This window comes from Burkholderia contaminans, from assembly GCF_029633825.1.
Classification (GTDB): Bacteria; Pseudomonadota; Gammaproteobacteria; order Burkholderiales; family Burkholderiaceae; genus Burkholderia; species Burkholderia contaminans.
The window spans coordinates 677431-692070 of sequence record NZ_CP090641.1 but is presented as its reverse complement, the minus strand read 5'-3'; the positions used below and the strand labels follow the sequence as shown (position 1 = coordinate 692070).

Annotated in this window: 15 protein-coding genes; 6 read left to right on the top strand and 9 right to left on the bottom strand. The window is 68.6% G+C overall.

Features of this window, described 5'->3' with window-relative positions; all coding sequences use genetic code 11:
• Window positions 1-133: 133 nt before the first annotated feature.
• The 7 genes from LXE91_RS20825 to LXE91_RS20800 all read right to left on the bottom strand — a co-directional run bounded on the left by LXE91_RS20825 (window position 134) and on the right by LXE91_RS20800 (window position 5872).
• Window positions 134-826 (bottom strand): dihydrodipicolinate reductase, encoded by a 693-nt coding sequence (locus LXE91_RS20825; protein WP_039361007.1) that lies wholly within the window; start codon window positions 824-826, stop codon window positions 134-136.
• 160 nt (window positions 827-986) lie between these two features.
• Window positions 987-1754, bottom strand: coding sequence for a DUF4410 domain-containing protein (locus LXE91_RS20820; protein ID WP_039361009.1), 768 nt, complete (start codon window positions 1752-1754; stop codon window positions 987-989).
• 531 nt (window positions 1755-2285) lie between these two features.
• Entirely contained in the window at window positions 2286-3632 is a 1347-nt protein-coding gene (locus LXE91_RS20815) for an ATP-binding protein (RefSeq protein WP_039361012.1), read from the bottom strand.
• Window positions 3632-4345 carry a response regulator gene (locus LXE91_RS20810; protein WP_039361014.1) on the bottom strand — a complete coding sequence of 238 codons (714 nt, stop codon included), beginning with the start codon at window positions 4343-4345 and terminating at the stop codon, window positions 3632-3634. The genes LXE91_RS20815 and LXE91_RS20810 overlap by 1 nt, the downstream gene beginning before the upstream one ends.
• A gap of 43 nt (window positions 4346-4388) precedes the next feature.
• Window positions 4389-4694 (bottom strand): EF-hand domain-containing protein, encoded by a 306-nt coding sequence (locus LXE91_RS20805; protein WP_095145910.1) that lies wholly within the window; start codon window positions 4692-4694, stop codon window positions 4389-4391.
• Window positions 4695-4788: 94 nt separating this feature from the next.
• Window positions 4789-5007: a hypothetical protein gene (locus LXE91_RS43890; protein WP_039361017.1), complete on the bottom strand. Its 219-nt coding sequence runs from the start codon at window positions 5005-5007 to the stop codon at window positions 4789-4791.
• Between the two features lie 127 nt (window positions 5008-5134).
• Entirely contained in the window at window positions 5135-5872 is a 738-nt protein-coding gene (locus LXE91_RS20800) for a hypothetical protein (RefSeq protein WP_481622970.1), read from the bottom strand.
• Between the two features lie 852 nt (window positions 5873-6724).
• On the opposite strand from LXE91_RS20800, the gene LXE91_RS20795 reads away from it, so the two are divergent.
• From LXE91_RS20795 to creD, 5 genes are all read left to right on the top strand, one after another.
• A complete protein-coding gene (locus LXE91_RS20795) occupies window positions 6725-7633 on the top strand; it encodes a sterol desaturase family protein (RefSeq protein WP_039343854.1) in 909 nt (302 codons plus the stop codon).
• A 106-nt stretch (window positions 7634-7739) separates the two neighbouring features.
• A complete protein-coding gene (locus LXE91_RS20790) occupies window positions 7740-8453 on the top strand; it encodes an SDR family NAD(P)-dependent oxidoreductase (protein ID WP_039343855.1) in 714 nt (237 codons plus the stop codon).
• 85 nt (window positions 8454-8538) lie between these two features.
• Window positions 8539-9243 (top strand): two-component system response regulator CreB, encoded by a 705-nt coding sequence (gene creB / locus LXE91_RS20785; RefSeq protein WP_039343857.1) that lies wholly within the window; start codon window positions 8539-8541, stop codon window positions 9241-9243.
• A 15-nt stretch (window positions 9244-9258) separates the two neighbouring features.
• The gene (gene creC / locus LXE91_RS20780; protein WP_039343860.1) at window positions 9259-10710 is read left to right on the top strand and encodes a two-component system sensor histidine kinase CreC; all 1452 of its coding nucleotides are present in this window, start codon (window positions 9259-9261) and stop codon (window positions 10708-10710) included.
• 104 nt (window positions 10711-10814) lie between these two features.
• Window positions 10815-12206, top strand: coding sequence for a cell envelope integrity protein CreD (gene creD / locus LXE91_RS20775; protein ID WP_039343862.1), 1392 nt, complete (start codon window positions 10815-10817; stop codon window positions 12204-12206).
• An 87-nt stretch (window positions 12207-12293) separates the two neighbouring features.
• Here creD and LXE91_RS20770 read toward each other — a convergent pair whose 3' ends face one another.
• The gene (locus LXE91_RS20770; protein WP_039343864.1) at window positions 12294-12716 is read right to left on the bottom strand and encodes a RidA family protein; all 423 of its coding nucleotides are present in this window, start codon (window positions 12714-12716) and stop codon (window positions 12294-12296) included.
• Between the two features lie 144 nt (window positions 12717-12860).
• Between LXE91_RS20770 and LXE91_RS20765 the strand changes: the two genes are divergently transcribed.
• On the top strand, window positions 12861-13058 hold the full coding sequence (locus LXE91_RS20765; protein ID WP_039343866.1) for an oxidoreductase-like domain-containing protein: 198 nt from the start codon (window positions 12861-12863) through the stop codon (window positions 13056-13058).
• A 68-nt stretch (window positions 13059-13126) separates the two neighbouring features.
• Here LXE91_RS20765 and LXE91_RS20760 read toward each other — a convergent pair whose 3' ends face one another.
• Complete coding sequence (locus LXE91_RS20760; protein WP_039343869.1) at window positions 13127-14587, bottom strand: MFS transporter; 1461 nt, start codon at window positions 14585-14587, stop codon at window positions 13127-13129.
• Window positions 14588-14640 lie beyond the last annotated feature (53 nt).

The following is a 14640-nucleotide window of genomic DNA, read 5'->3' as shown; positions in this document are numbered from 1 at the left end:
CATGGCGGCCCGGATGTCGCGGATCGGGCGATCGACGACATCGTCGGAAATCAGCGTCGAACCACTTCCGGCGTTGCGCAAATGAACGTCTCCGACGCCACGCATGCGTGCCGGCCGCCGTGTATCGCCGCGATTACAGCCAGCCGTTGCGAATGAACTCGACGATCGAATAGCGGCGGTGCTCGAGATCGTGCTGCCGAACGGCGTCGACGATGCGCGACACACCATCCGCGTAAGGCGTCGCACCCACCACGCGCGATTCCAACTGCAGGCTGCACGCGCCGTCGTCGATGCGGATCCGGTGAATCGCGTGGCGGCCGAGCTGATCGTCGGCGACCGCGAATTCGCTGCGCTGCACGTCCGGGTCGCGCACGGAGCGGATGTCTTCCGGCCGCACGCCGAGCGACTGGCCGATCCCGACGGCCGTGCCGGGGACGGACGTCTTGCCGGCCTGGTGCGACTCCGTCAGGCTGATCCGGCAGTCGTGAAACAGGTGGCCGCTGGTTTCCAGCATGCTCATGAACTTGAGCATCAGGATGTTCGTGTTCGGACACAGCACGACCGGGAAAGCATGCGAGCCGGTTTCGAGCTCGGAGCCGGTCGACAGTTCGACGAGTGGCGACCCGGTGGCCTCGCAGAACGCGATCACGGCGGGGAGTTCGCGGCCGGAACCGGCGTGCACGACGATCGTTCGGGCGTCGCTGCGTTGCGCATCGTTGCGCGCGGTGTCCGACCAGGGGATCACGCGGCAGGTTGCCGGGTCGAGCCGGTGCGCGTCGAGCAGTTCGCTGGCCAGCTTGCCGGTTCCTACGACGAGTACTTGCATGAAATTGACGGATTGAAGTTCAGGATTCGGGACGGGACATGATGCGGGCCGCCGGGTGGTCCGGCACGGTCGCGGCGCATGGCGTCGGACAGGCCTCGCATATTATGCCCGGCCGCCCGTCTGCGTGCCCGTCGGGCCTCGCTGGCGGCGGCCCGGTGCGTCAGCTTGCCGATATCGTCGGCAGCCACGCATTTGCCGCGTTCTGCGTCGCGAGTTGTTTCGCGATCGAGCGCGCGAGGCGGTCCGTATCGGATGCCACCGTGTCGTGCTTCACTTCCGACACGCCATGCAGGCCGGCGCCCACTGCTGCCGACGTCGCGAGGCGGCCGGCCGCCGCGCCGACCCCGGCGGTCTCCACCATGCCGGGCAGGCGGCCGCTGTTCGCGCTGGACGAGAATGTGCCGAGCGGCTGCGGCGCGCCATGCGCCGGCTGGAACAGCACGGTGACCGATGCCTTCACTTCGCTCTTGCCCGCGCCGAGCCCGATCAGCGTGCGGCGGCGGCGGTTGCCGGCGTCGATCGACTCGAACCGGCCTTCGACGACCAGCGCGTCGCGTCCGTCCGGCACCGGGCCGCGCAGCGCGGGGATGCCTTGCGACCGGAGTTCGCGCACGAGCGCGTCGGCGAGCTGCTCACGCGTTTTCAGCGCGCTTTGCTGGCGCTGCACGTCAGCGGACGAACCGCTCGCGAGGGTCGCGATCTTGCTGATCATCCCGCCGTCGACCTTGACGTCGGTCGTGTCCACATCGAACGGGGACACATAGACGACGTCCGCACGAACCTGCGGCTGCGCGCGGGCCGCAGGCGCGGCGGTCATGGACGTGGTCGCGGTCGATGCGCAGCCGGTCATCGCGACGGTGCCGGCGATCAGCGCGACACTGGTCAGACGTTTGGCGTGGGCAGCAAGTGCGTGAAGGGAAGAAAACATGTCGATCTCCGTGGCCTGGATGAAGTTGCCGATACTGTCGCGGCATTCAGGAACGCGAACGATCGGAAGCGGGGCGTGATCGCTGGCTGGGGAGAGGTTTCATGCCGTTGCGCAACACGCAGGCGCAAGTATGCGGAGGTCGAACGTGATGCGCCACGCGGGAATTATGTCGGCGCATGTCACGTGCTGCCGCGCGCGGATCCGCGAGGTCGTGTGGCCGTGAGGCCTGGGCAGCTGGGCAGAAGGCCAGGCGGCACACGCCATACGCCATACGCCATACGCCATACGGCAGACGGCAGACGGCAGACGGCAGACGGCAGACGGCAGACGGCAGACGGCAGACGGCAGACGGCAGACGGCAGACGGCAGACGGCAAAAGCCCAAAGCCCAAAGCCCAAAGCCCAAAGCCCAAAGCCCAAAGCCCAAAGCCCAAAGCCCAAAGCCCAAAGCCCAAAGCCCAAAGCCCAAAGCCCAAAGCCCAAAGCCCAAAGCCAAGAGCCAAGAGCCAAGAGCCAAGAGCCAAACATCCCGTCAGGCCGACAGCGACCGCTTCACCGCCCCAGACGAATCAAGCGGCAGCGCGACGACCGCCTCCAGCCCGCCGCCATCGCGGTCGCGGAACGTCAGCGAGCCGCCGTGCAGCCGGGCGATCCGCTCGACGATCGCGAGGCCGAGGCCGGTACCCCCCGCATGGCTGCGTGCGTTCGCGCCCCGGCTGAACGGCGCCTTGAGCCGTTCGAGTTCGGCCGCGCCGATACCGTTGCCGCGATCGCTGACCACCGCGTATGCGATGCCGCGCTCGGTCCAGGTGCGCACACCGAGCCCCGTCCGGCCGTAGACGACCGCGTTCTGCATCAGGTTCATCAGCAGCCGCATCAGGCTGATCGGACGGAAGGCGAACGCGGGCACCTCACCCTCGTCGAAGTCGAATGCGTGGCCGAGCCCCGCGAAATCCGCGACGAGCTGGCCGATCAGCGCATTCAGGTCGCCGGTTTGCGGCGTTTCGCGCTCGCCGCTGCCCGCGTAGTCCATGAATTGCTGCAGGATGGTATCGATCTGGTCCAGGTAATGCTCGGTCGACGTGGTGAGCGCGTCGTGCGTGCCGCGCGGCAGCGCCATCGCGATCGCCAGGCGCAGCTTGGTGAGCGGCGTGCGGATGTCGTGCGACACACCGGCCAGCATCAACGAGCGGGTCGCTTCCGCCTGTTGCAGCGCGTCGGCCATCTGGTTGAACGCGCGGCTCACGTCGGCGATTTCGGTCGGGCCGTCGGTGGGCAACGGCGGCGGGCGCTCGCCCGCGCTCACGCGCTGCGCCGCGCGCGCCAGTGCGTCGAGCGGCCGGTTCAGGTGAAGCTGGATCAGGTAGCCGGTCAGCGCCGCGAGCAGCGCCAGCCCGACCGACAGCACGAGCGCCGTCGTGATGCCGCTCGCCTGCGCGTCGGCGGCCATCGGCAGCGGCACCCACATGGGCGAGCCGGCCACATGCAGGCGGATCCACAGGCGCTCGTCGTTGCCCGATTGCCAGCGCGCGGGGAGGTCGGGCGGCAGGTGGCGTTCGAGTGCCTGCATGAACACGTCGCGCTGCCAGGTGCGGAAAAAGGCTGCCAGGTTCGGTGCTTGCGGTGGTGTGGCAGGCGGCAGCGCAGCCTGGCCGCCGAACTGCGCGACGACCGCGCGGCCGGCGTCGGGCGGCAGGCCGGCAAGCGTGCGGTCGAGCAACTGCACGTAGTCGGAGAAGACGATCGAGGCCCGCTCGATGCGCGGGCGCTGCACGTAGTGCAGCAGCACGGTGAGCGAACAGACGAGCGACAGCGCGACGAGCGCCACCAGCAGCGCGATGTTGCGCGCGAGCAGCGAGCGCGGCAGCGGGATGCGCATCACGACTCGATGCCGGCCACCAGCATGTAGCCGATGCCCCAGACGGTCTTGATGAAGCGCGGCTTGCCGGGGTCGTCCTCGACGATCTGCCGCAGCCGCAGGATCTGCACGTCGACGCTGCGGTCGAGTGCGTCATGGTCGCGGCCGCGTGCGCGGGCGAGCAGGTTCTCGCGGCTCACCGCGCGGTTCGGCGACGAGCCGAGCGCATGCAACAGCAGCATCTGCGCCGAATGGATTTCCACGGGTGTGCCGTCGCGCATCAGCGTCTGCTGGCCGACGTCGAACGTGAATGCGCCGAAACGCAACCGCTGCGACGTGACCGTCGGCTCGCCGGCCGCCATCTTCTGCCGCCGCAGCAGCGCGCGGACGCGGGCCACGAGTTCGTCCGGGAGAAACGGCTTCGCCAGGTAATCGTCGGCGCCCGTCTCGAGGCCGACGACCTTGTCCGCGGCGTCGCCTTTCGCGGTGAGCATCAGGATCGGCAGCGTCTGGCCTTCGGCGCGCAGGCGCCGGCACACGCTCAGGCCGTCCTCGGGCTCCATCATCAGGTCGAGCACCAGCAGGTCGTACGGTTCACGCTGCAGCAGGCGGTCGAGCCGCTTGCCGTCGGCCACCGCGCGGACCTGGAAGCCATGGCCGGTCAGGAAGCGCTGCAGCATGTTGCGCAACTCGGCTTCATCGTCGAGCACGACGATCCTGCAGGACTGTTCCATCGCTTGCCTCCCGGTGCGTGCGCGGCCGGATCGTCGTGCGGGCTCAACGGGCTGCCATGCGCTGGCGCATGAAACCGGCGAGCTGCTCGAGCGTGACGTAGCCATTGTGCTGCGTGTCGATTTCGTCGAAATGCTGCGCGACCATCGGCATGCCCGCGGCGGCCTGCTCGCGGGTGAGCTTGCCGTCGTGCGTCGTGTTCGCGCTGGCGAAGCGGGTCTGCAACTGCATCAGCGCACGTTCGACGCGTGCACCGCCGTTCGTCGCGCCGGGCGGCACCTGCTGGGCCGACGCTGCTGCTGAGACGATACACAAAACGACGACGGCAATCATCTTCTTGATGGACTTCATGGGGTTTCTCCTTGCGTGGCCGACGGTCTGCGCCGGCCGGGTGGTTGATGAAACGGATGGAAAAGGAAACGAAGCGAAACGAAGCGGGTCCGGGTCATGCCCAGTGCGCAGGCACCCACACGCGGCCGGCCCAGTGGGCGGGCACCCAGATGACGGCGCGCGGCGGGTGAGCGACATACACGGCGCGCGGGGCGACGTACACGGAGCGCGGCAGCGGCGGCGCGAGGTACAGGACCTTCGGCGGCGGCGGGGCGACGTAGACGACGCGCGGCGCGGGTGTGACGACAACGGCCTTCGGCGCCGCAACACGCACGACCTTCGGCGGGGGCGGCGGTGTAACGATGACGGCGGGCGGCGGCGGGGGTGTAACTACGACGGCGGCAGGTGCCGGTGCAGGCGCCGGTGCCGCGACAGCGACCGTGGCGGCGGGCGGCGGGGCGTCACGACCACCGCGGCCGGCGGGGCGCCACGACGGGCACCGGCACCGGGACAGGAACCGGCACCGCCCCGCCGGCCACGACGACTGCGCCGCCCGCCGTCGTGCTGCCGTGGATCACGGTCGTGCCACCGGTCGACACCGTGCCGCCGTGCACGATCGTCGAGCCGCCCGACGTCGTCACGACGCCCGGCGCCACGCGCGTCGCGCTGCCGGAATGCGTGACGGTTCCGCCGTCGGTGCCCGTCACGGTGCCCGAGCGCGAGCAGGTCGAGTCCGCGCAATTCGTCGATGCCGTGTGGCTGGCCGTGTTGCCGTTCGAGCCCGTGATCGTGCCGCTCGACGAATACTGGCCCGCGCCGTTGCGCGTCACGCTGCCCGACGTCGTGGCGCTGCGGCCGTCCGACCCCGTCAGCGAACCGGTGTGCGAGCAGGTGCCGCCCGCGCAGCTCGTGTCGCCGCTGTGCTCGACCGAGCGCCCGTTCGGGCCGACGGCCGTGCCGCTGTTCGAGAACTGGCCGGGTGCGGTGCGCGTGACGGTGCCCGTGTTGGTCGCGATACCGCCGCCGGGGCCGATCACGCCACCTGCATGCGAGCAGCTGCCGCCGCCGCACGAGCCGGCATGTGCGCCGTTGTAGGTGCCGCGCGGCGTGTACGCGGTGCCGTGGCCGGCCCAGCCGGCGAAGGCCGGCGCGCAGGCGAAGGTGAGGGCGGCGGCGGTGACGAGGAAGCGGGTTTTCATCGGGTGTCCTTGCGGTTCGTTTCGGTGCACGCAGTGGCGTGGCGACGGGACGAACTTTAGGGCGATGACGCGCGTCCGTCGCGTCATAAAAGATGTCGCGGTGTTACACGTGGCGTGGTGTTCCGAGGTATGACGAATGCGCGCGCCGGTCGCGCCGACCGCGGGCATGCCGCGCCGGGCAAGGCTGCCGGCGATGCGGTTGCGTGAGGGCCGGTGCGATGGCACGGATGCGGAGCGTGTCGTGCACAGCGCGAAAATGTGTCGCGGCGACATGCGGCGACATATTTGCGGCCCTATTGATGCGTGCATTGCGGCGAATCGCGCGAACCGAACGCGGGCAGTGCGCGCCGTGCGACCGGCCCCGGTCTCTTCTTGACCTGAAGCCGTAATCGCATGCGTTCCGAAGAATCGGCTTCTGATCGGCGCCCGTAGTGTTCATGTGTCGCGCAGCAGGATCCGTCGACGCAGGTTGTGTGCAGCGTCGATCGGGTTTGGTGCGACAGGCGGCGATACATGGCTCGCCGGGCATGCAAACGCGCACGCATAAGCGGGTCGGTTTTCAATCCATGAGCGCACGCGACCGCCGCTTATCGTCCGAATGCATTTCACCGCGACATGCGGCGACACATTTCCCGCATGACACACGAACGCGCCGCGTCAAACCGGCCACGCTCCAGCCCACAAGCGCCCGTGCCTGCCACACCTCACCTGAATGCCTTCCCCCACGACATACGGCGACATATTTCCCGCGTGGTCTTTCCGTTCCGCGCCCACTACAGTGCGTTCCATTCGACGCGCTGGCAGCCCGTGCAGCCGATGACGCGTCCGACTCAACCGGAGGAATGACCCATCATGCTCACCACTACAGGAAAGCTCGCGTACTACGTCACGCTCTTCATCGTCGCCGTCTCGCTCGTCGAGGCGGCCGTGCTCACCTGGCGCCGCGCTCGCGGGCCTGAACCGTTCGACTGGAACGAGGTGTGGCTGTCGCTCGCCGATCTCGCGGGCCGCAAGCTGCTCGCACTCGTGCCGCTGTCGCTCGCCACGCCGCTGTTCGACCTCGCGTGGGCGCACCGGCTCTTCACGATCCCGCTCCACAGCGTCGCGCTCGCGCTGCTCGTGTTCGTCGGCCAGGAGTTCTGCTACTACTGGTATCACCGCGCGTCGCATCGCGTGCGGTTCTTCTGGTCGACCCATGCGGTGCATCATTCGCCGAACCAGTTGACGCTGTCGTCCGCGTTTCGCCTCGGCTGGACCGGCAAGATCGCCGGCGCCGCGATGTTCTTCACGCCGCTCGTTTGGCTCGGCGTGCGTCCGGAAGCCGTGCTCGCGATCCTGTCGTTCAACCTGATGTACCAGTTCTGGCTGCACAACACGTGGATGCCGAAGCTCGGCTGGCTCGAAACCGTGTTCAACACGCCGTCCGCGCACCGCGTGCACCATGCGTCGAACCTCGACTATCTCGACGCGAACTACGGCGGCGTACTGATCGTGTTCGACCGGCTGTTCGGCACCTATGTCGCCGAGCGCGCCGATGAGCCGTGCCGCTTCGGCCTCGTCACGCCGACCCGCTCGCGCAACCCGTTCGTCGTCGAGCTCGAGCACTGGGCGAGCCTTGCCCGCGACGTCGCAACCGCCCGCGACGTGTCGACCGCGATCCGCTTCGTGCTGCTGCCGCCGGGCTGGCGCCCTGACAACCAGGGCGAAACGACGGAAGAACTGCGCCGTCGCAGCCTCGTCACCGTGCGCACGGATGCGTGAACGGCGCTAACCTGTGGCACATTGCCGGCCGGGCACGCCTGCCGCGGCCGGCATCGCTCATGCAACACGCATCATCAAGCAACCCTCGATCCAGGAGAAAACACCGATGGAACACGATCTCAAAGGCAAGGCAGTCGCGATCACCGGCGGATTCGGCCATCTGGGCGTCGCGACGGCCGCGTGGCTCGGCGCGCGCGGCGCGCGCGTCGCGCTGATCGGCCGCGGCGCGGCCCCGGCGGCGCACGCGCTGCCCGGCGTGCCGGCCGACGCGCTGCGCGTCGGCGGCATCGATCTCGTCGATCCGCAGGCCGCCGCGCAGGCGCTCGATACCGTGCAACGTGAATTCGGCCGGGTCGATGCGCTGCTGAACATCGCGGGCGCGTTCGTATGGCAGACGATCGCCGACGGCGACGCCTCCACGTGGGACCGCATGTACGAACTGAACGTGAAGACCGCGCTGAACGCATCGAAGGCCGCGCTGCCGCACCTGCTGGCGAACCCGGCCGGGCGCATCGTCAACATCGGCGCGGGCGCGGCGTTCAAGGCCGGCGCGGGGATGGGCGCATACGCGGCCGCAAAGGCCGGCGTCGCGCGGCTCACCGAGGCGCTGGCGGCCGAACTGCTCGACCGCGGCGTGACGGTGAACGCGATCCTGCCGAGCATCATCGATACGCCGCCGAACCGCGCAGACATGCCGGACGCGGATTTCACGCGCTGGGTGAGGCCTGAGCAGATCGCGGCGACGATCGGCTTCCTGCTGTCGGCCGATGCGCAGGCGATCACCGGCGCGTCGATTCCGGTGACCGGCCGCGTGGCATAGCGCGGCGGGGCAAGGGCAGGGGCTCGCACCGCGGCCGGCCGTGCGTACAATGTCGCACCGGATTGCGCGAGCCCAGCCTGAGACCATGCATCAGCCCACTATCCTGATCGTCGAAGATGAAGTGGCGATTGCGGACACGATCATCTACGCCCTCGGTACCGACGGCATGCAGACCGTCCACTGCACGCTCGGCCAGGCGGCGCTCGACCACCTGCGCGACACGCGCTTCGATCTCGTCGTGCTCGACGTCGGCCTGCCGGATCTCAGCGGCTTCGAGGTGTGCCGGCGGCTGCGCACGTTCTCCGATATACCGGTGATCTTCCTCACCGCGCGGCACGATGAAATCGACCGGATCGTCGGGCTCGAGATCGGCGCCGACGATTACGTGATCAAGCCGTTTTCGCCGCGTGAGCTGGCGGCGCGGGTGCGCGTGATCCTGCGGCGCTTCCACCGGACGGCCGCGTCCGAAGCGGCACCCGTACCCGTGCCGGCTGCGTCCATCGCACCGGGCTTCACGCTCGACATCGACGGCGCGCGCGTATCGTGGCTCGGCCAGGCACTGGACCTCACGCGCTACGAATTCGGGCTGCTGGCGCTGCTGGTCCGGCATCCGGGGCGCATCTACTCGCGCGAACAACTGATGGACCTCGTGTGGCACGAGGCATTCGACTCGGCCGACCGCACGGTCGACACGCACATCAAGACATTGCGCGCGAAGCTGCGCGCGATCGACCCCGAACGCGACCCGATCCGCACGCATCGCGGAATGGGCTATTCGCTGCAACCGTAACGACCGGCACCGTCCATGCATATCGGCCTGCGCATCTTCTTCGGCTTTTTCCTGATCGTCGGCCTGGCTGCCCTGATCACGCTGCGCGTGTTCGTGCAGGAGGTGAAGCCGGGCGTGCGCGAGGCGATGGAGGACACGCTCGTCGATACCGCGCAAGTGCTCGCGACGCTGGCCGCCGACGACATGGCGAGCGGCCACATCGCCGACGGCGCTTTCGCGCGGCAGCTTTCGAACCTGCACGAACACCCGGTCAGCGCGAACGTGTGGGGCGTGCAGAAGAACGCGATCGGCTACCGTCTCTACATCACCGACGCGCACGGCATCGTGCGCTACGACTCGTCCGGCCGCGCGGTCGGGCAGGACTATTCGCGCTGGAACGACGTGTACCGGACGCTGCGCGGCGAGTACGGCGCGCGCAGCACGCGCAGCGATCCGAACGACGACAGCAGCACCGTGATGCACGTGGCGGCGCCGATCCGGCACGGCAACGCGATCATCGGCGTGCTGACGATCGCGAAGCCGAACCAGACGGTCGCGCCGTTCATCGCGCGCAGCCAGCGCAAGATCATGCTGTATGGCGCCTTGCTGATGGGCGGCGCGATCCTGATCGGCGTGGCCTGCACGTGGTGGCTGGTGGTCGGGCTGCGGCGACTGCAGCGCTATGCACGCGCGATTGCGGCAGGCGAGCGGGCCGACATGCCGCTGCAGGGCGCGAGCGAACTGGCCGAACTCGGGCGCGCGGTGGAAAGCATGCATCAGCGGCTGGAGGACCGGCAGTACGTCGAGACCTACATCCACACGCTCACGCACGAGATGAAGAGCCCGCTGGCTGCAATCAGCGGCGCGGCCGAGTTGTTGCAGGAAGACATGCCGGTGGCGAACCGGCAGCGCTTCACCGAGAACATCCGTCGCCAGGCCGGCCGCCTCGAACAGATGATCCGCAAGCTGCTCGCGCTCGCGGAAGTCGAGCAGAAGCAGCGCCTGTCGGTGCGCGAACCGGTCGCGCTGCGGCCGGTGCTCGAACAGCTCGTCGATGATATCGAGCCGCGCGCGCGGCAGCGCGGCGTGAGCCTGCGGATCGACGCGAACGATGCGGCCGATCCGGCAGTCGTCGAAGGCGATCCGTTCCTGCTGCGCCAGGCGCTCGGCAACCTGCTCGACAACGCGCTGGATTTCGCGCCGCAGGGCAGCACGATCCGCATCGCGCTCGAACGGCAGTCGGCGGGCCGGGCGCAGGTCGCGATCGTGCGCGTGGCCGACGACGGCCCCGGCGTGCCCGACTACGCACTGGCGCGCGTGTTCGAGCGCTTCTATTCGCTGCCGCGTCCCGACGGCCAGGATCGCAGCACGGGCCTCGGGCTGTGTTTCGTCCGCGAGGTCGCGATGCTGCACCGTGGCCAGGTCTCGCTCGCGAACCGCGACGAAGGCGGCGCGTGCGCGACGCTCACGCTGCCGTCGGCGGCCTGAGCGCGCTTCACGCTCGCCACACATTCGCTTCACATCGGCTTCAATCGCGCTTCACCGGCGCGGCTCATGCTGACCGTACCCTTTTACTCCGGTACTTGTCGGCCATGAATCGAGTCCTGTTGTTCAAATTCGCGATCACCGCGGTTCTCGCGCTGCTGATCCTGATCCCGCTGCAGATGGTGCAAAGCATCGTGCAGGAACGCTCCGCGTATCGACGCGATGCGCTGCAGAGCATCTGGTCGAGCTATGCGGGGCCGCAGACGGTGGCGGGCCCCGTGCTCGTCGTGCATTACACGGAAGTCACGCGGGTGCGCGACGATTCGCCGGCCGGCGGCGCGACGAAGACGAGCCTGCGCAGCGAGACGAAGCGCCTGCTCGTGTTTCCGAAGACGCTGAACGTCGACGGCACACTGACGACCAGCGTCCGCTATCGCGGCATTCACAAGGCGCTGGTGTACGAGCTGGCAAGCCGGATGACGGGCACGCTGCCGTTGCCGGACCTGAAGAAACTGCCGCAAGCCGACGGTCATGTGAGCTTCAAGGTCGACGAAGCCTATGTGTCGATCGGCATCGGCGACATCCGCGGGCTGACCGCGCAACCCGATCTGCGCATCGGCGGCGCGCGCTTCGACGTCGAGCAGGGCACGCGGCTGGACAGCCTGCGCCAGGGCGTGCACGCGAACGTCGATCTCGCGGCGCTGGCGGACGCAAACACAGGGGCGGTCGTGCCGTTCAGCGTCGACCTGCCGTTGCGCGGTGCGGATTCCGTCGCCTTTGCGCCGGTGGGCGACCAGAACGATTTCTCGCTGAAATCGACGTGGCCGCATCCGAGTTTCGACGGCGCATTCCTGCCGAACAACCGCACGGTCGATGCGCGCGGCTTCACCGGCAACTGGCGCGTGACGTCGTTCAACACGAAGGCGCGTGGGCAGATCGCCTCCGGCGACGGGGAGGGCGCGATCGAAATGGCGTCGGTGTCGGTGATCGAACCCGTGAATGTCTATTTACAGGCCGAGCGTGCGACAAAGTACGGCGCGCTGTTCGTGATGCTCACGTTCGCGAGCTTCTTCATGTACGAGCTCGTGAAGCGGCTGCGCATTCACCCGATCCAGTACACGCTGGTCGGTCTGTCGCTCGCACTGTTCTTCCTGTTGCTGCTGAGCCTGTCCGAACACATCAAGTTCGCGTATGCGTATCTCGCGGCGAGCGGCGCCTGCATCGGGTTGCTTGCCTTCTACCTGTCGTTCGTGCTGCACAGCGTGAAGCGCGGGGCGGTGTTCGCGGCGCTGCTCGCGGTGCTGTACGCGGCGCTCTACGGGCTGCTGCTGTCGGAAGACAACGCGCTGATGCTCGGTTCGCTGCTGCTGTTCGCGATTCTCGCCGGCATCATGACGCTCACGCGCCGCGTCGACTGGTATTCGCTCGGCGCCGCGTGGCAGCCGCTGGCCGACAAGGCGGGGGCGGGCGCAGCGAAGCCGGGCGCGCAGGTGAAGTAAGCACGCGGGGTGTCGGCAGGCGCGCCGGTCGGGAAGGCTACGGCCGGCGCGTCATAGGGCGCGGTACCACATCGCCACATCGCCGCTTCACGCGCGCAATGCAGGCCGCCGAAAACGCTCCAGCGGAATCTCGGCAACAGCGGTGATCTCGATCAGCAGGTCGGGATGGTAGAGACGCTCGACCTGGACGGTCGTCGTCACGGGATAGGGCTCGGCGAAGTACGACTTGCGGACGTCGCCGGCCTGCATGAAGGCATCGATGTCGGTCGCGTAGTGCACGAGCGAGATCACGTCCTGCATCTGTCCGCCCATCGTGGCGAGCACGGCGCGGATGTTGTCGAGCGTCTGGCGTACCTGCGTGCGCATGTCGCCGTGGCCGACCACCTGGCCGTTGCGATCGAGCGCCACCTGCCCCTTCAGATGCACGATCCGGCCGTCGCCCTGGATCACGGCCATCGAGAACGCGCCGAACGGCGCCCAGACTTCCGGCGGATTCACTGCTTCGGCCATCGTGCGGCTCCTGTGGGGCGGGTACGGGGGTACCCGGCCATCGCGGCATTATGGCGGAGTTCGTCGTTGCCCCGTCCGTCCGGCTGGCAGCGGCGGCGGCCTGGATCGCCCTATACTGAGCGTTCCATATCACCGGAACATGCCGTGCCGAACCAAGCTTCAGACGATCCGTCCGTCGACGATCCCCGTCCGACCCCGCCTGTCCAACCCGAGCAGGAAGACTGCTGCAACAGCGGCTGCTCGCCGTGCGTTTTCGACTTATACGACGAAGCGCTTGCGCGCTATCGCATCGAACTGGCCGAATGGGAGGCGCGGCAAGCGCAACGCAAGCAGCATCATTGAACCGGGCGCCGGCGCGTGCCTGCGCCATCGACGATCCGGCTCATGCCGCCGCGGCCATCCCTGTCCGGTTACGCGCCGGCATGCAGCCGCCGATGCAGCGGCCCGAGCGCCGTCGACAATGCGACGCACACCAGCAACACCACCGTCAGCGTGAACATCGACGTCCGGAACCCCTGCACGTAGTCGATCGCAGCCGGATGCACGCCGAGCCGCGCGAAGAACACGCCGCCGATCGTCGCGGCGCCGACGGCCGCACCGATCTGCAGCATCGCGGTGACCATGCCGGATGCCACACCCGCGCGGGCCGTTTCGACTTCCGCGAGCACGATCCGTACGACCGACGGCAGCACGAGGCCCTGGCCGATCCCGATCGCCGCGATCCCTACGTAAAAGCCGGCGCCCGGCGTGGCTGCACCCGCCAGCGCGGCGGCCGTCGCGACGCCGGCCGCGAGCATCGCGAAGCCCAGCGTGAGCACGCGATAGCCGCCGAACCGGCCGACGAGTCGCGGCATCAGCAGCGGGCTCGACAGGAAGCCGAGCCCGAGCGGCAGGATCGCGAGCCCCGACGCGAGCGGCGACCAGTTCAGGCAGCCCTGCAGGTAGATCCCGTAACTCAGGAAAAACGCGCTCAGCGTATAGAACAGGAACGCCAGCACGAGCCCGAGCGCGACGACGGGGTTGCTGAACAGGCGCACGTCGAGCAGCGGATCGTGGCCGCCCGCGAGGCGGCGCGCCTCGACCGCCAGCAGCGCACCGAGCATCGGCAGCGCGCCGACGAGGCACGCGACCATCCACAGCGGCCAGCCGGCCTCGCGACCGTGCGTGAGCGGGTACACGAGCATCAGCAGGAACAGCGACAGCAGCGCCATGCCCGGCACGTCGATGCGCTGGCCTTTCGGCGGCCGGCTTTCCGGGATGAAGCGCCAGCTGCCGATCAGCGCGAGGATGCCGATCGGCAGGTTGACGAGGAAGATCGCGCGCCAGCCGAGCCCGAACGGATGCAGGCTGATCAACGCGCCGCCGCCGAGCTGGCCGATCACGGCTGCGAGACCGAACACGAAACCGTAGAAGCCCATCACGCGCACCTGCTCCTGCGGGCTGAACACACTGCGGATCGTCGCGAGCACCTGCGGCGCGAGGATCGCGGCGAACAGGCCCTGCAGCACACGGCCGCCGACCAGCACCGCGCCGCTGCCGGCAAGCCCGCACAGCGTCGACGCGACGACGAAGCCGGCCATCCCGATCATGAACATCCGCTTGCGGCCGTACAGGTCGCCGAGCCGGCCGCCGGTGATCTGCACGACCGCGTTCGCGCACGCATACGCGGACACGACCAGCTGCAGCTCGGCCGGGCGCGCGCCGATGCCGTCGCGGATGGCCGGCAGCGCGAGATTCACAATGAAGTAGTCGAGCGGCGGCAAAATCGCGCCAACCAGCAGGACCACCAGCGCCCAGCCGTGATGGCTGCGCGGCGTCGCCGCGGCGGCCGTGCCGGCCGGCACGCAGGGAGCAAGGGTGTCGTTCGTCATGGAAGCAAGTCCGAAAGAATGAGTGCCACATTCACGGCGGACGCGACGCCGGG